This window comes from Streptomyces sp. NPDC090127 (assembly GCF_044746945.1).
Taxonomy (GTDB): Bacteria; Actinomycetota; Actinomycetes; order Streptomycetales; family Streptomycetaceae; genus Streptomyces.
In genome coordinates, this window is the sequence record NZ_JBIVDE010000004.1 from 340,177 (window position 1) to 356,563 (window position 16,387).

14 protein-coding genes are annotated in these 16,387 nt (G+C 71.4%); 1 reads left to right on the top strand and 13 read right to left on the bottom strand.

What is annotated here, in order from left to right; translation table 11 throughout:
• Positions 1 to 81: 81 nt before the first annotated feature.
• The 13 genes from ACIPPS_RS17130 to rsmH form a co-directional block, all read right to left on the bottom strand.
• A complete protein-coding gene (locus ACIPPS_RS17130; RefSeq protein WP_401432183.1) occupies positions 82 to 801 on the bottom strand; it encodes a YggS family pyridoxal phosphate-dependent enzyme in 720 nt (239 codons plus the stop codon).
• Complete coding sequence (gene pgeF, locus ACIPPS_RS17135) at positions 788 to 1,531, bottom strand: peptidoglycan editing factor PgeF (RefSeq protein WP_401432185.1); 744 nt, start codon at positions 1,529 to 1,531, stop codon at positions 788 to 790. The genes ACIPPS_RS17130 and pgeF overlap by 14 nt, the downstream gene beginning before the upstream one ends.
• A complete protein-coding gene (ftsZ, locus tag ACIPPS_RS17140; protein WP_401432187.1) occupies positions 1,528 to 2,739 on the bottom strand; it encodes a cell division protein FtsZ in 1,212 nt (403 codons plus the stop codon). The genes pgeF and ftsZ overlap by 4 nt, the downstream gene beginning before the upstream one ends.
• A 279-nt stretch (positions 2,740 to 3,018) precedes the next feature.
• Positions 3,019 to 3,822, bottom strand: a complete 804-nt coding sequence (locus ACIPPS_RS17145; protein WP_401432189.1) for a cell division protein FtsQ/DivIB — start codon at positions 3,820 to 3,822, stop codon at positions 3,019 to 3,021.
• 39 nt (positions 3,823 to 3,861) lie between these two features.
• The gene (murG, locus tag ACIPPS_RS17150) at positions 3,862 to 4,953 is read right to left on the bottom strand and encodes an undecaprenyldiphospho-muramoylpentapeptide beta-N-acetylglucosaminyltransferase (RefSeq protein WP_401432192.1); all 1,092 of its coding nucleotides are present in this window, start codon (positions 4,951 to 4,953) and stop codon (positions 3,862 to 3,864) included.
• A 6-nt stretch (positions 4,954 to 4,959) separates the two neighbouring features.
• Positions 4,960 to 6,300 (bottom strand): putative lipid II flippase FtsW, encoded by a 1,341-nt coding sequence (ftsW, locus tag ACIPPS_RS17155; RefSeq protein ID WP_401432195.1) that lies wholly within the window; start codon positions 6,298 to 6,300, stop codon positions 4,960 to 4,962.
• Between the two features lie 55 nt (positions 6,301 to 6,355).
• Positions 6,356 to 7,783 (bottom strand): UDP-N-acetylmuramoyl-L-alanine--D-glutamate ligase, encoded by a 1,428-nt coding sequence (gene murD / locus ACIPPS_RS17160; RefSeq protein WP_401432198.1) that lies wholly within the window; start codon positions 7,781 to 7,783, stop codon positions 6,356 to 6,358.
• The gene (gene mraY / locus ACIPPS_RS17165; RefSeq protein WP_401432201.1) at positions 7,765 to 8,835 is read right to left on the bottom strand and encodes a phospho-N-acetylmuramoyl-pentapeptide-transferase; all 1,071 of its coding nucleotides are present in this window, start codon (positions 8,833 to 8,835) and stop codon (positions 7,765 to 7,767) included. Before mraY ends, murD begins: the two co-directional genes overlap by 19 nt.
• Positions 8,832 to 10,256 (bottom strand): UDP-N-acetylmuramoyl-tripeptide--D-alanyl-D-alanine ligase, encoded by a 1,425-nt coding sequence (murF, locus tag ACIPPS_RS17170; protein WP_401432204.1) that lies wholly within the window; start codon positions 10,254 to 10,256, stop codon positions 8,832 to 8,834. Before murF ends, mraY begins: the two co-directional genes overlap by 4 nt.
• Before the next feature lie 3 nt (positions 10,257 to 10,259).
• The gene (locus tag ACIPPS_RS17175; protein ID WP_401432207.1) at positions 10,260 to 11,909 is read right to left on the bottom strand and encodes a UDP-N-acetylmuramoyl-L-alanyl-D-glutamate--2,6-diaminopimelate ligase; all 1,650 of its coding nucleotides are present in this window, start codon (positions 11,907 to 11,909) and stop codon (positions 10,260 to 10,262) included.
• 16 nt (positions 11,910 to 11,925) lie between these two features.
• Entirely contained in the window at positions 11,926 to 13,920 is a 1,995-nt protein-coding gene (locus tag ACIPPS_RS17180) for a penicillin-binding transpeptidase domain-containing protein (RefSeq protein ID WP_401432210.1), read from the bottom strand.
• Between the two features lie 5 nt (positions 13,921 to 13,925).
• Positions 13,926 to 14,477 carry a septum formation initiator family protein gene (locus ACIPPS_RS17185; RefSeq protein ID WP_401432213.1) on the bottom strand — a complete coding sequence of 184 codons (552 nt, stop codon included), beginning with the start codon at positions 14,475 to 14,477 and terminating at the stop codon, positions 13,926 to 13,928.
• A complete protein-coding gene (rsmH, locus tag ACIPPS_RS17190) occupies positions 14,474 to 15,433 on the bottom strand; it encodes a 16S rRNA (cytosine(1402)-N(4))-methyltransferase RsmH (RefSeq protein WP_401432216.1) in 960 nt (319 codons plus the stop codon). Before rsmH ends, ACIPPS_RS17185 begins: the two co-directional genes overlap by 4 nt.
• 312 nt (positions 15,434 to 15,745) lie before the next feature.
• Here rsmH and ACIPPS_RS17195 point away from each other — a divergent pair, with 312 nt between their 5' ends.
• Positions 15,746 to 16,303, top strand: coding sequence for a beta-class carbonic anhydrase (locus ACIPPS_RS17195; protein WP_401432219.1), 558 nt, complete (start codon positions 15,746 to 15,748; stop codon positions 16,301 to 16,303).
• The last annotated feature ends 84 nt before the right edge of the window (positions 16,304 to 16,387 follow it).

The window sequence follows — 16,387 nt, forward strand, 5'->3', positions numbered from 1 at the left end:
TGCCCGTGATCCACGAGGTCCACCCCACCGACCGGCGGGAATGACCATATTTTCTGCTGTGGTCCGACTTGCTTCGCGACGTTACCCGAGCCTGGGGCGGACACCCAGTACCGCCGTACCGATGCGCACATGTGTCGCTCCGGCCGCCACGGCGTCCTCGAGGTCCGCACTCATTCCCGCGGACACCATGTTCGCAGCCGGACGAGTCGTGCGCAGGAGAGTCGACAAATCCATCAGGCGGTCGAACGCCGCACGTTGGCGCCCCGCGAAGGGCCCGGCGAGTGGGGCGACGGTCATCAGTCCGTCGAGCCGGAGTCCGGGCGCCGCCGCCACGGCGGCGGCCAACTCCTCGATGCCGTCCGACGCCACGCCACCGCGCTCGCCGCGCTCGCCCGATTCGGCGTCGAGCGCGACCTGGACGAGGCAGCCCAGTTCGCGCCCGGCCTTCCCGGCGGCCGCCGAGAGAGAGGTGACCAGCTTCAAACGGTCGACGGACTGCACGACATCCGCATAACTCGTCACAGAACGGACCTTGTTGGTCTGCAACTGGCCGACGAAGTGCCAGCGGAGGTCCAGATCCGCGCAGGCGGCGGCCTTGGGGGCGGCGTCCTGGTCGCGGTTCTCCGCCACATCCCGTACGCCGAGTTCGTGCAGGATGCGCACATCGCTCGCCGGGTAGGTCTTCGTGACCACGATCAGGGTCACGTCCGACCGCTCGCGCCCCGATGCCGCGCACGCGGCGGCGATCCGCTCCTCCACCCGCGCCAGGTTCTCGGCGAGCTCCGTCTTACGGTCCGTCATATCCGTCCAACCAGACATATCCCGCGAGTCGCCCGGTGGTGCGATCGCGGCGGTACGAGAAGTGGTCACCCGACTCGATGGTGCAGACCCCGGCGTCCTCGACGTCCCGGACCCCGAGCCGGGCGAGCTGGGCCCGCACCCCGGCGCCGACGTCCACGGCGGGGGTCCCCCACGACGTCTCGGCGAAGGCCGCCGGCTCGACGGCGGCCACCTCGGCCCGCATCGCCGCCGGCACCTCGTAGCAGCGCCCGCACACGGCGGGGCCGGTCCGGGCGGTGATCCGGGCCGGTTCGGCGCCCAGTTCGATCATGGCCCGCACGGCGGCCGGTACGACCCCGGCGATCATCCCGGGACGCCCCGCGTGGGCGGCCGCGGCGACCCCGGCCACCGGGTCCGCGAGGAGTACGGGGACGCAGTCCGCGGTCAGGACCGCGAGGGCGAGTCCGCGCCGGGTGGTGACGATCGCGTCGACCTCGGGGACCGGCCGGCCCCCCCAGGGTCCGTCGACCACCGCGACATCGGGGCCGTGCACCTGGTTCATCCACACGACCTGCCGGGGGTCGAGCCCCAGCTCCCCGGCGGCCCGCGCCCGGTTGGCGCGGACGGCCTCGGGGTCGTCCCCCACCGCGCCGCCGAGGTTGAGCTCCTCGTACGGAACGGCGCTCACCCCGCCCCACCTGTCGGTGAAGGCGAAGTGCGCGCCGTTCTCGTGGTCGTGCCGCCCTATCACTTCAAGAAGTCCGGGACATCCAGCTCTTCGGCCTGGGTGTCCGGGTACGGACGGGCCGGGGGGACCACCGGCGGGGTGGCCGGCGGCAGCGAGCTCTCGGCCGAGGCGGCCGGGGCCGGCTCGGACGGGGCGGCCGGCTCCTCGCGCGGGGCGACGGTGCCGAGTCCGCCGAGCGGGCGCTCGGTGGAGCGGGGAGCCGGGGCCGGCTCCTCGCGCTTGGCCGAGGCCGAGCTGAGGACGTTGTCCCGGCGGGCCGGCGGCTGGCCGCCGTCGAAGCCGGCCGCGATGACCGTGACCCGTACCTCGTCGCCCAGGGCGTCGTCGATGACGGCGCCGAAGATGATGTTGGCCTCGGGGTGGGCCGCCTCGCTCACCAGCTGCGCGGCCTCGTTGATCTCGAAGAGACCGAGGTCGGAGCCGCCGGAGATGGAGAGCAGGACGCCCCGGGCGCCGTCGATGGAGGCCTCCAGGAGCGGCGAGGAGATCGCCATCTCGGCCGCCGCCACCGCGCGGTCGTCGCCGCGGGCGGAGCCGATCCCCATGAGGGCCGAACCGGCCTCGGACATGACCGACTTGACGTCGGCGAAGTCGAGGTTGATCAGACCGGGGGTGGTGATGAGGTCGGTGATGCCCTGCACACCGCTCAGCAGCACCTGGTCGGCCGACTTGAAGGCGTCGAGCACGGAGACCTGACGGTCCGAGATCGAGAGCAGCCGGTCGTTCGGGATGACGATGAGGGTGTCGACCTCTTCGCGGAGCTCGGCGATGCCGTCCTCCGCCTGGTTGGCCCGACGGCGTCCCTCGAAGGTGAACGGCCGCGTGACCACACCGATCGTGAGGGCGCCGAGCGAGCGCGCGATGTTGGCCACGACGGGTGCGCCGCCGGTGCCGGTGCCGCCACCTTCGCCGGCGGTGACGAAGACCATGTCGGCCCCCTTGAGGACCTCCTCGATCTCCTCACGGTGGTCCTCTGCCGCCTTACGACCGACGGCCGGGTTCGCCCCGGCCCCGAGGCCACGGGTGAGTTCACGGCCGACGTCGAGCTTGACGTCGGCGTCGCTCATCAACAGCGCTTGCGCGTCGGTGTTGATCGCGATGAACTCGACGCCCTTGAGACCGACCTCGATCATTCGGTTGATGGCATTGACACCACCGCCGCCGACACCGATGACCTTGATGACTGCGAGGTAGTTCTGCGGTGCTGCCACGTCGAAGGCCTCTCGCCTCGAGTTACGTGTCGCCGCTTCGCGGTGGTAGTCGCGCTGCGACGACGGATGCCGATGGGACGGTCCGAAACGCCGACCCAAACCCTAACGTTGAAGTTTAGGGTTACCAGTGTCTCTGTTCGCTGGACTCTTCCGAACAGGACACTAAGTCGACAAGTGGCGCACGTTCAACGAACACGCCGAACCTCCCGTTTTTCTTTTCACCCTATGTGATCACCCGTAGCGCTGGCCAACCAGGGTGCTGGCCAGCATGTATGGGCGTCAACTGCCCGACGCGGCGGGGGCGGTGGGGGCGCTTACATCGAAGTGCCCCGCTTTGGGCGTCGCCTTCATCAGGGCGGTGAGGACCCGGGCCTTGACGGGCCCGTCCTCGCCGCTGCCCCAGAAGACCGTCCGGCCGCCTCGGAGCTCCAGGGTGATGGAGTCGTAGGAGGTGACCTCGACGACACGAGTGTCCCGGGCAATCTTCTCGGGGAGTTCGCCCGCCACGCCCACCGCTTCGAGGACCAGCCGGTCCTCGTCGAAGCGGCGCAGGCTCGGCGCGGCGCCGGCGTTCAGGAGGAGTTTCGGTACGCCTGAGGGTGCTTTGTCCACGGTGGCGAAACGCTTTCCGACGGAGTCCACTTCCATGAACTTTCCGCCCTTTTCCACCACCAGAACCGGCTTCCGCTCCGTCACTTTCAGACCGATTCCATGCGGCCAGGACCGCATGACCTCGACCGTGTCGATGCGGGACAGTTTCCCGAGCAGACGCGCCTCGATGGCGTCGGTGTCGACCGAGACGAGCGGAGAACCGATCGGCACGGCGGCGACCTCCTCCACCTCACGGGGCGTCAGGACCCGTGTTCCGGTGGTCGAGACACGCTCCACCCGGAACCAGGAGGAGCCGTAGAGCGCCCAGATCGCGCCGACCGCGATCAGGACGAGGGCGAGCGCGATCAGCAGGAAGCGCGGCCCGGGCACTCGGAATACGAAATTCCGGATGCCCGGACCGGAGGAGTCCCGCTCCGACGACCCCTTCGGCTCGCGTGTGCCACGCTTCTCCGCTGTCGTCGGTCCCGACACGTCCCCTGCCTCCTGTGCTGTGCGGGCGCGGCCCGCCGCCTACGAGCGCCGCGCGGCGATCGCCTCGTACACCATGCCGACGAGCAGGTCGTCGGCGTCCCGGCGGCCGAACTCGGCGGCGGCGCGGGACATCTCGTACAGGCGGTGCGGGTCGGCCAGTACGGGCAGGACGTTGCCCTGCACCCACTGCGGCGAGAGCTCCGCGTCGTCGACGAGCAGTCCGCCGCCGGCCTTGACCACCGGCTGGGCGTTGAGCCGCTGTTCGCCGTTGCCGATCGGCAGCGGGACGTAGGCGGCCGGCAGCCCGACGGCGGAGAGCTCGGCGACGGTCATCGCGCCCGCGCGGCAGAGCATCATGTCCGCCGCCGCGTACGCGAGGTCCATCCGGTCCACGTACGGTACCGGGACGTACGGCGGCATCCCGGGCATGTTGTCGACACGCGGGACCTCGTTCTTCGGGCCGACCGCGTGCAGGATCTGGATGCCCGAGCGCTGGAGCACCGGGGCGATCTGCTGGATGACCTCGTTGAGGCGGCGGGCGCCCTGCGAGCCGCCGGAGACGAGCAGCGTCGGCAGGTTCGGGTCGAGGCCGAAGGCGGCGCGCGCCTCGGGCCGGACCCGGGCCCGGTCGAGCGTGGCGATCGTGTGCCGCAGCGGGATGCCGATGTAACGGGCGTTCCGCAGCTTGGAGTCCGGGGTGGCGACGCCGACCCCGGCCGCGTACCGCGAGCCGATCTTGTTGGCCAGGCCTGGCCGCGCGTTGGCCTCGTGGACCACGATCGGCACCCCGAGGCGCTTGGCCGCCAGGTAGCCGGGCAGCGCCACGTAGCCGCCGAAGCCGACCACGCAGTCCGCCTTGGTGCGCTCCAGGATCTGCTCGGCCGCCTTGATGGTGCCGCGCAGCCGTCCGGGGACGGTGATCAGCTCAGGGGTGGGCTTGCGCGGCAGCGGAACGGCGGGGATGAGCGCCAGCTCGTAGCCCCGCTCGGGCACGAGCCGGGTCTCCAGACCCTTCTCGGTCCCGAGCGCCGTGATCCCCACGGTCGGGTCCTGCCTGCGCAGGGCGTCCGCGAGGGCGAGCGCGGGCTCGATGTGGCCGGCGGTCCCCCCACCGGCGAGTACGACATGCACCGAAATTCACCGCTCTCCGGACGGACGCTTCTTGACGCGCCGTCGCATCGACTTCCATCTCACCCCGGCCCGCTTGCCCCAGCCGGGGCGGCGCATGGCCAGGGCCGCTTTCGCGGCGGGTTCCTGTCGCGCGAAGGCGATGAGGAGCCCGACGGCGAACATGGTCGGCAGCAGGGCCGACCCCCCGTACGAGAACAGCGGGAGCGGGACACCGGCGATCGGCAGCAGGCCGAGCACCGCACCGATGTTGATCACGGCCTGCGCCGTGATCCAGGTGGTCACGCCTCCCGCGGCGTACCTCACGAAGGGGTCCTCCGTGCGTCCGGCCACGCGGATACCCGCATAGCCTAGAGCCGCGAACAGGGCGAGTACCGACAGCGTCCCCGCCAGACCCAGTTCCTCCCCGGTGACGGCGAAGATGAAGTCGGTGTGCGCTTCGGGTAGTTGACCCCATTTTTCCACACTGGCGCCCAGTCCGGAACCGAACCATCCGCCCGAGGCCAGAGCATAGATGCCGTGGGCCGCCTGGAGGCAGGGCGCGCCCTCTCCCCCGGGGTCGGTGGCGCCGATGCAGGCGAACCGCTTCAGCCGGTTGTCACTGGTCCTGATCAGCAGGAAGCCGATCGCCCCCGCGACCGTGAGCACCCCGACGAAGAGCCTGGTGGGGGCACCCGCCGTCCACAGCAGCCCGAAGAGGATGGCGGTGAGCACGATCGCCGTGCCCATGTCCCCGCCGAGCATGATCAGGCCGAGCAGCAGGAACGTGCCGGGCACCAGCGGCACCAGCATGTGCTTCCACTGGGTGAGAAGTTTCATGTCCTGTTTGCGGGCCAGCAGATCGGCGCCCCACAGGATGAGCGCCAGCTTGCCGAACTCGCTGGGCTGGAGCATGAACGGTCCGCCCAGCGAGATCCAGTTCTGGTTGCCGCCGACCGCCCGCCCTATCCCCGGGATCTGGACGAGCACCATCAGGAAGACGGCGCCGACCAGGATCGGGTACGCGAGCGCCCGGTGCAGCTTGACCGGCATCCGGGAGGCGACCAGGAGCAGCGCGGTGCCGAGGATCGCGGCGAAGAACTGCTTGCGGAAGAAGTAGGAGGGCACGAGGTCGTAGCGGAGCGCCGTGATCATCGAGGCGCTGTAGACCATCACCAGGCCGAGCGTGGTGATGAGCAGCGCGGCGCCGAGGATGACGTAGTACGCGGTGAGGGGCCGGTCCCAGGCCCGCCGCGCCTGCTCGTACATCCGGCGTACGCCACCGGCGCGGGCGGGCCCCGGTGGCGCGGGAGAGCGGCCCCCGCCGCGGACGGCGGAGGGCCGACGGGTCCCGGCGGTTCTGCTCGGCATGGTCGCTGTCCCCTCCAGTCGTGCCCGGCGCTGCCGGACCCCCTTGCTGGTCAGGTCAGCCGCGCCCGGTGGTGGCGAGGGCCCGGACGGCGTCCGCGAAGGCCTCGCCCCGCTTGTTGTAGTTGGCGAACATGTCCATCGAGGCGCAGGCCGGGGCCAGCAGGACCGTGTCGCCCGGGCGGGCGAGCCGCGCCGCCTCCTGGACCGCCTCGGACATCGCCCCAGTGTCGGTCCGGTCGAGGTCCACGACCGGGACCTCGGGGGCGTGTCGCGTCAGGGCTTCGCGGATCAGCTCGCGGTCGGCGCCCATGAGGACGACGCCGCGCAGACGCTTCGCCGAAGCCGTCACGAGCTCGTCGAAGGTCGCGCCCTTGGCGAGGCCGCCGGCGATCCAGACGATCGGGTCGTAGGCCGCCAACGAGGCTTCCGCGGCGTGGGTGTTGGTGGCCTTGGAGTCGTCGACGTAGACGACGCCCTCGATCTCCTCGACCAGCTCGATGCGGTGCGGGTCGGGCCGGAAGGACCGCAGCCCGTCCCGTACGGCCTTCGGCTCCACGCCGAAGGCGCGGGCGAGGGCGGCCGCGGCGAGCGCGTTGGCGATGTTGTGCGGGGCGGGCGGGTTCACGTCCGCGACCTCGGCGAGCTCCTGGGCCTGCTTCTGCCGGTTCTCGACGAAGGCCCGGTCGACGAGGATGCCCTCGACGACGCCGAGCTGCGAGGGGCCGGGGGTGGAGAGCGTGAAGCCGATCGCGCGGCAGCCCTCCTCGACGTCGGCCTCGCGGACGAGGTCCTCGGTGGCCTTGTCGGCCGCGTTGTAGACGCAGGCGACGGTGTTGCCCTCGTAGATCCGGCCCTTGTCGGCGGCGTACGCCTCCATCGAGCCGTGCCAGTCGAGGTGGTCGGGCGCGAGGTTGAGCACGGCGGCCGAGTGGGCGCGCAGCGAAGGCGCCCAGTGCAGCTGGTAGCTGGAGAGTTCGACGGCGAGGACGTCGTACGTCTCCTCGCCGAGCACGGCGTCGAGGAGCGAGACGCCGATGTTGCCGACGGCGGCGGTCCGCAGCCCGGCGGCCTCCAGGATGGAGGCCAGCATCCGCACGGTCGTGGTCTTGCCGTTGGTGCCGGTGACGGCGAGCCAGGGGGCGGCGTCGGGGCCGCGCAGGCGCCAGGCGAGCTCGACATCGCCCCAGACCTCGACGCCCGCCTCGGCGGCGGCGGCGAAGAGCGGCTTGTCGGGCCGCCAGCCGGGCGCGGTGACGACGAGTTCGGTGCCCTCGGGCAGGGTGTCGCCGTCGCCGAGGCGGACGGTGATCCCCTCCGCCGCCAGCTCCGCGCCCTGCGCCCGGGAGCGCTCGTCGTCGCCGTCGTTGACGACGGTCACGACGGCGCCGAGGCCGTGCAGGACCCGGGCGGCCGGGATCCCGGAGACCCCGAGACCCGCGACGGTGACCCTCTTGCCGTTCCAGCTCACTTTTCGGATGCCCATCCCGCGTAGAAGAGGCCCAGGCCCACGATCACGCACATGCCCTGGATGATCCAGAACCGGACGACGACCAGGACCTCCGACCACCCCTTGAGTTCGAAGTGGTGCTGGAGCGGGGCCATCCGGAAGACGCGCTTGCCGGTCATCTTGAACGAGCCGACCTGGATGACCACCGACATGGTGATCAGCACGAACAGGCCGCCGAGCAGGGCGAGCAGCAGCTCGGTACGGGAGCAGATGGCGAGGCCGGCGAGCGCGCCGCCGAGGGCCAGCGAACCGGTGTCGCCCATGAAGATCTTGGCCGGCGAGGTGTTCCACCAGAGGAAGCCGAAGCAGGCGCCCATCAGGGCGGAGGCGACGACCGCGAGGTCGAGCGGGTCGCGGACCTCGAAGCAGGCGTTGGGGTTGGTCAGGGTGATCGCGTTGGCGCAGGACTCCTGGAACTGCCAGAGGCCGATGAAGGTGTACGCGCCGAAGACCATCACCGACGCGCCGGTGGCCAGGCCGTCCAGACCGTCCGTCAGGTTCACGCCGTTGGACATGGCCAGGATCATGAAGAGCGCCCAGATCACGAACAGCACCGGCCCGATGGCCCAGCCGAAGTCGGTGATGAAGGAGAGCTTCGTGGAGGCCGGGGTGAGCCCGCGCAGGTCCGCGAACTGGAGCGAGAGCACGGCGAAGGCGATGCCGACGATCAGCTGGCCGGCCATCTTCGCCTTGGCCCGCAGACCCAGCGAACGCTGCTTGACGATCTTGATGTAGTCGTCGAGGAAGCCGACCAGACCCATGCCGGCCATCAGGAAGAGGACGAGGACGCCCGAGTACGTCGGGTCCTCACCGGTGATGACCTTGGCCAGGGCGTACGCGATGAGCGTGGCCAGGATGAAGGAGATGCCGCCCATGGTGGGCGTGCCCTTCTTCCCGGCGTGGCCGCGCGGGCCGTCGTCGCGGATGAACTGCCCGTACCCCTTGCGCGCAAGGAGCTTGATGAGCAGCGGGGTGCCGATCAGGGTCAGGAAGAGCCCGATGGCCCCCGCGAAGAGGATCTGCCTCATCGGCCCGTGACCTCGCTCTCGGAGTCGAGGAGGGCCAGGGCGACCTGCTCCAGACCGACCGACCTGGAAGCCTTCACAAGGACGACGTCCCCCGGGCGCAGCTCACTGCGCAACAGGTCGACCGCCGCCTGCGCGTCGGACACGTGCACCGACTCCTCACCCCACGAACCCTCGTTATATGCGCCCAGTTGCAGCCAGGACGCTTCCCTGTCCCCGACCGCGACGAGCTTGCTGACGTTGAGCCGGACGGCGAGCCGTCCGACCGCGTCGTGCTCGGCGAGCGATGCGTCTCCGAGCTCGGCCATCTTGCCGAGCACCGCCCACGTACGGCCCCCCTGGGCCTGTGCGGCCCGGCCCATGGCCGCGAGCGCGCGCAGGGCGGCTCGCATGGACTCGGGGTTCGCGTTGTAGGCGTCGTTGACGATCGTCACGCCGTCCGGACGCTCGGTGACCTCCATGCGCCAGCGCGACAGGGTGCCCGCCTCGGAGAGCGCGGTGGCGATCTCCTCCACGGACATGCCCAGCTCATGGGCGACGGCGGCCGCGGCGAGCGCGTTCGACACGTGGTGCTCACCGTACAGGCGCAAGGTCACGTCACTGCACCCGGTGGGTGTGTGAAGCTTGAAAGAGGGCTGTCCAGCAGTTGTGAGACGGACGTTCTCGGCACGTACGACCGCTTCGTCCGACTCTCCGAACAACGTCACGCGCGCGCGGGTCCGTTCGGCCATGGCGCGCACGAGCGGGTCGTCGGCGTTGAGGACCGCGACACCGCCCTGGTCGGCCGGCGGCAGCGACTCGACGAGTTCGCCCTTCGCCTGCGCGATCTGCTCGCGGCCGCCGAACTCGCCGATGTGGGCGGAGCCCACGTTGAGGACGAGTCCGATGCGCGGCGGGGTCAGTCCGGTGAGGTAACGGATGTGACCGATGCCGCGGGCGCCCATCTCGAGGACCAGGTGCTGGGTCTCGTCGCTCGCGCGCAGCGCCGTCAGCGGCAGCCCGATCTCGTTGTTGAGCGAGCCGGGTGTCCAGACGGTGGGCGCGTGGTGCTGCAGGACCTGGGCGATCAGGTCCTTGGTGGAGGTCTTGCCGGCCGAGCCGGTCAGCGCGACGACGTCGGTGCCGAGGCGTTCGACGACGGCCCGCGCGAGGGCGCCGAGGGCCGCCTGGACGTCGTCCACGACGATCGCGGGCAGCCCGAGGGGGCGGGCCGCGAGCACGGCCACCGCGCCCGCCTCGACGGCGCGGGCCGCGTAGTCGTGGCCGTCGACCTGTTCGCCGGCGAAGGCGGCGAACAGGCTGCCGGGCTTCACCTCGCGGGAGTCGATGACGACGGGACCGGTGATCCGGACGGCCGGATCCGGTATGTCGTGCGACTGCCCGCCGACGATTGCGGTGATCTCGGCGAGGGAGAGGGCGATCACAACTTATCCCTGACTGTTCTTGAGGCTGCGTTCAATCGCTGCGCGCAGGACCTGGCGGTCGTCGAAGGGGCGGACCACCCCGGCGATGTCCTGGCCCTGCTCGTGGCCCTTGCCGGCGACGAGCACGGTGTCGCCCGGCTGGGCGCGGGCCACGGCCGCGGCGACGGCGGCGGCCCGGTCGGCGTCGACCAGGACGTCACCGCGCTCGTGCACGGGCACCTCGGCGGCGCCCGCGAGCATCGCGGCCAGGATCGCGAGGGGGTCCTCGGAACGGGGGTTGTCGGAGGTGAGTACGGCGGTGTCGGCGAGGCGCGCCGCGGCGGCGCCCATCGGGCCGCGCTTGGTGGTGTCCCGGTCGCCGCCGCAGCCGAGGACGATGTGCACCTTGCCCTCGGTGACCTTGCGCAGCGAGCGCAGGACCGATTCGACGGCGTCCGTCTTGTGGGCGTAGTCGACGACGGCGAGGTACGGCTGGCCGGCGTCGACGCGCTCCAGGCGGCCGGGGACGCCGGGGACGGCGGCGACGCCGTCGGCCGCGGTCTGCGGGTCGAGCCCGGCGACGGCCAGGGTGACGATCGCGGCGAGGGTGTTGGCGACGTTGAACGGGCCGGGCAGCGGGGCGGCGGCGGTGATCCGCTCGCCCTCGGGGCCGACGACCGTGAACGTGGAGCCGTGCGAGCCGATCTCGACGGACTCGGCGCGCCAGTCGGCGTCCGGGTGGCCCTCGGCGGAGAAGGTGACGATCGGGACGGTCGCCTCCTCGGAGAGCCGGCGGCCGTAGGCGTCGTCGAGGTTCACCACACCGCGCCTGCTGCGCTCGGGGGTGAAGAGCCGCGCCTTGGCCTGGAAGTAGTCCTCCATGTCGGAGTGGAACTCCATGTGCTCCGGGCTGAGGTTGTTGAAGACGGCGACGTCGAAGACGCAGCCGTCGACCCGGCCGAGCACGAGGGCGTGGCTGGAGACCTCCATCGCGACCGCCTCGACACCGCGTTCGCGCATGACGGCGAAGAGGGCCTGGAGGTCGGTGGCTTCGGGGGTGGTCCGTTCGGACTTGATGCGCTCGTCGCCGATCCGCATCTCGACCGTGCCGATGAGGCCGCTCATGCGGCCGGCCGCCTGGAGACCGCCCTCCACCAGGTAGGCGGTGGTGGTCTTGCCGGAGGTACCGGTGATGCCGATCTGGAGGAGGTCCTCACCCGGCCGGCCGTAGATCTCGGCGGCGAGCTCGCCCATCCGGCCGCGCGGGTCCTCCACCGCCAGGACCGGCAGGCCCGTCTCGGCGGCACGTGCGGCGCCCGCCGGGTCGGTGAGGATCGCGGCGGCGCCGAGCCCGGCGGCCTGGGCGGCGAAGTCCGCGCCGTGCACCCGGGCGCCGGGGAGGGCCGCGTACACGTCACCGGGGCGTACCGCCCGTGAGTCGTGGGTGATGCCCGTGACGTCGGTGGCGCCGGGCGTCTCGATCCCGAGCCGGGCGGCCAGGTCGCCCAAGGGTGTCGGGCGGGCCTGCTCGGGGCGGGGCGGGGCGGTTCGGTACTGATCAGCGTGTGGCACGGCGGTGAGCGTACCGGGCTCACCCGCCGCGGGGCCAAAAGAGGCCCGGGCGTCGCCGGAGTTCGATTTCCGGTTCCCGGAATGGGGGGTGATCGTGCTCACTGGTGCTCCCGGCGTGTCACTCGCTGTCCTTGAAAATGACCGGCAGTCGGGCGGGCTCGCTGCCGGTCGGGGCCACGTGCAAGGTCTTGAGGGCGAACTCCATGACCTTCTTGTAGATGGGTCCGCAGATCTGGCCGCCGAAGTAGTTCCCCTTGGTGGGGTTCTGGATGGCGCAGTAGACCGTGATCTGCGGGTCGTCGGCGGGCGCGAAGCCCGCGAAGGAGGCTGTGTACCCCTTGTAGCGGCCGAGCTCGGGGTCGACGCGGTTGGCGGTGCCGGTCTTGCCCGCGACCCGGTAGCCGGGGATGCGGGCCTTGGTGCCGGTGCCCTCCTCGTTGCCGACCACGGACTCCAGCATCTGCGCGAGGGTCTTGGCGGTCTTCTCGCTGACCACCCGGGTCTGCTGGGGGGCGGGCGCCGGGGTGAACCGGCCGTCGGGGCCCTTGGTGCCGCGGACGAGGGTGGGCTCGATCCGTACGCCTCCGTTGGCGATGGTCGAGTAGACCGAGGCGGCCTGCATGGCGTTGATGGAGAGGCCCTGGCCGAAGGGGATGGTGTACTGCTGCGAGGTCGACCAGTTCTGCGGCTTGGCGAGGATGCCCGGCGTCTCGCCGGGGTAGCCGAGCCCGCTGGGGCTGCCGATGCCGAACTTGCGCAGGTACGAGTGGAGGACCCGGTTGGCCTCGGCCTGGGTCTTCCCGAGCTGGCCGGTGGCCAGGATCGTGCCGATGTTGCTGGACTTGGCGAGGACCCCGTTGAGGGTCAGGTACCAGGTCGGGTGGTCGATGTCGTCCTTGAAGAGCCGGTCGCCGCGGTGCAGCCGGTTGGGGACGGTGACGTGGGTGCCGGGGGTGGCGACGCCCTCCTCCAGAACGGCGGCCATGGACATGACCTTGCTGGTGGAGCCGGGCTCGTAGGCGTCCTGGAGGGCCGCGTTGCCCATCGCGGCGGCGTTGGCCGCGGACAGGTCGTTGGGGTCGAAGCCGGGGGCGTTGGCCATGGCCAGGACCTCGCCGGTCTTCGTGTTCTGCACTATGACGTAACCGCGGTCGGCCTTGGACTTCCGCACCTGCTCGGTGATGGCCTGCTGGGCGGCCCACTGGATGTCCCGGTCGATGGTCAGCTCGATGTCGGAGCCGGGCACGGCCGGGGTGCCCCGGGAGCCGGCGGTGGGCACCTGACGGCCACCGGACTCGGCGAACCTGATCTTGCCGTCCTGGCCCGCGAGTTCCTTGTCGAGCATGGACTCCAGGCCGCCGGCGCCGCGGCCCTCGCCGTTGACGTAGCCCAGTATCCCGGCGGCCAGCTCCCTGTTGGGGTAGACGCGCTTGGTGCTGGGTTCGCTGAGGATGCCGCCGAGCAGGCTGACGCCGTTGCCGCCCTCGGCGGGCGTGGCCTTCTTCTCGTAGACCTTCTTGAGGTCCTTGATCTGGTTCCAGACCTGAGGCGTCTGCTTGCGGGCGAGCAGGGTGTAGCGGGACTTGGGGGTGCGGAGCTTCTTGGCGAGCTCCGCGGGCTCCTTGCCCAGGAGCGGCGCGAGGAGCGCGGCGGCCTGCTCGGGGGCGTCCCGCACCTTGCTCTGCTCGGGCGTGAAGAGCTTGGGGTCGGCGGTGATGTCGTACGCGTCGACACTGGCCGCGAGCGCGATGCCGGAGCGGTCGGTGATCTCGCCCCGGTCGGCGGAGAGCGTGTACTCCTGGAAGCGGTGGGCCTCGGCCTTGGCGGCGAGTTCGCCGGCGTCGACGGCCTGCACCTGAAGGAGCCGGACGACGAAGGCCAGCATCACGAGGGTCAGGCCGAGGGAGACGAGCCGCAGCCGGGGCTTGGGGCTGCCGAGCCGGATGGTGCGCGCCTTCGGCCGGGCCGGCGGGCGGGTGGCGGGCCTGCGCGGGGCTCCGGAGCGGGCGGCGGCCGGGCGGGCCGTGGTCGGGCGGGGGCCGGCCGGGCGCGCCGGGCGATCGGCGCGGGCGGGGCCGGGCACCCGGCGGCGCGGGGGCTCCTTCGGGGGCACTCGGGTCACCTGCCGGTGTTCGTCGGGGCGGGCGCGGTCGTCGTCGCGGAGGGCGGGACAGGGGTGGGCTGCGTGCCGTTCGCCGTGCTCGCCGTGTTCGTCGCGGTCGGCGTGGTCGGCGTGGTTTGCGTGGTCGGCGTGGGGTCCGGCTGGGGCGCCGGGTCGGGCTTCGGCGGCTCGCCGGGCGTCGGGGCGGAGGCCTTGGAGGGCTCGCCGCGCACCGTCCCGTCGGGGTCGAGGAAGGCGGGGCTGCCGCCGGGGACCATGCCGAGTTCCCGGGCCCGCCGCTCCAGCGCGTCGGGCGCGGAGTAGTCGTCCACGTCCCGCTGGAGGGCCTGCTCCTCGTCGGTCAGCTCGGTGGTGCGGTTCTTGAGGTCGCGCAGCTTGAAGGAGCCCTGGTTGAGGGCGGAGTTCAGCAGCAGCAGGGTGATCAGCCCGCCGCCGAGGAGCACGACGACCAGCAGGACGAAGGGGGTACGGGCGGCGCTGCTGGGTCCCGAGGGCATCAGCCGCCCGAGTCGCGCGGCCCGCCCTTTGAGCGGCCCCTTCGTCGTCATGCGCGCTCGTCCTCCCGGATGCGCTGCGCTCCTCGGAGCCGGGCCGGGGCCGCGCGGCGGTTCTCGGCGATCTCCTCCTCGGTGGGGAGTTCCGCGCCGCGGGTGAGCAGCTTCAGGCGGGGCTGGTACTGCTCGGGGACCACCGGCAGGCCGGGCGGCGCGGTGTTCGCGGCGCCGGCCGCGAAGACCTGCTTGACCAGCCGGTCCTCCAGGGAGTGGTAGGACAGGACCGCGATCCGGCCGCCGACGGCGAGCACCTTCACCGCCGCCGGGATCGCCTCCTCCAGGACCGTCAGTTCGCCGTTGACCTCGATGCGCAGGGCCTGGAAGGTGCGCTTGGCCGGGTTGCCGCCGGTGCGCTTGGCCGCCTGCGGGAGCGCGTCGCGGATCAGCTCGACGAGGCGGGCGCTGTTGGTGAAGGGCTCCCGGTCGCGCTCGCGCACGACCGCCGAGACGATCCGCTTGGCCTGCTTCTCCTCGCCGTACGCCCGCAGGATCCGGACCAGCTCGCCGGCCGGGTAGGTGTTGAGGACCTCGGCGGCGCTGACGCCGGTCGTCTGGTCCATGCGCATGTCGAGCGGCGCGTCCTGCGCGTACGCGAAGCCGCGGTCGGCCTCGTCGAGCTGCATGGAGGAGACGCCCAGGTCGAAGAGGATGCCGTCGACGCGCGGGATGCCGAGCCGGTCGAGGACCTCGGGCAGCTCGTCGTAGACCGCGTGGACGAGCGTGGCGCGCTCTCCGTACGGGGCGAGCCGCTCGCCGGAGAGCCGCAGCGCCTCCTTGTCCCGGTCGAGGGCGACCAGGCGCGCCTCGGGGAACCGCTTGAGCAGTGCCTTGCTGTGGCCGCCGAGGCCGAGGGTGCAGTCGACGACGACCGCGCCGGGGCGCTCCAGGGCGGGGGCCAACATGTCCAGGCACCGCTGGAGCATCACCGGGACGTGTCGGTCGTTGCTCAATGCGCCCTCTCAGAATTCGGCTCAGATTCGGCGCGGCCGCTACGCATCCGCCGCACACGCGGGGGAGAAACTGCGGAAATCGCTCAATGTCTCCGTGAAACTCCGCGTCACTTTAGTCCACTGACCCCGACGGTCAATCAACCGGCTGGCGCGTCGCGCGGGCCGTCGGACGGAGCCGGTCGTTCCCGGCGACTCACCCGGATGGACGTGCCCCCGCCCCGCCTGTGGGTTACCTCACAACAAGGCTCATTGACGTTCTTTGTCCACTCTCACAGCGGGCCTCCGGTGGGCGTGACCATTACCGTCGTATTCATGTCGACCTCTGCGCACCTCTCCGCCGAATCCGCTGATTCCTCCGACGTGATAGGCACCGCCGGTACCGTCACCGACCGGCTCGTCGAGGCCAACGGGCGATACGCCGCCAAGTTCACCGACCCGGGCATGGACGCCCGGCCCGTGCTGAACGTGGCCGTGGTCGCCTGCATGGACGCCCGCCTCGACCTGCACGCCGCGCTCGGCCTGGAGCTCGGCGACTGCCACACCATCCGCAACGCGGGCGGCGTGGTCACCGACGACGTGATCCGCTCCCTCACGATCAGCCAGCGTGCCCTCGGCACCCGCAGTGTGGTGCTCATCCACCACACCGGCTGCGGTCTGGAGTCGCTCACCGAGGAGTTCCGGCACGACCTGGAGATGGAGGTCGGTCAGCGGCCGGCCTGGGCCGTGGAGGCCTTCCGTGACGTCGAGCAGGACGTCCGGCAGTCGATGCAGCGGGTGCGGACCTCCCCGTTCCTGCTGCACACCGGCGATGTCCGGGGCTTCGTCTTCGACGTGACGACCGGTCTGCTGCGCGAGATCGACCCGGCCTGATCCGGCCTGATCACGACCATGTCCCCGGCCGCTCCCGACCCGATTCACCGGGCGCAACACAGCAAACCCCGGCATATCGCTCCC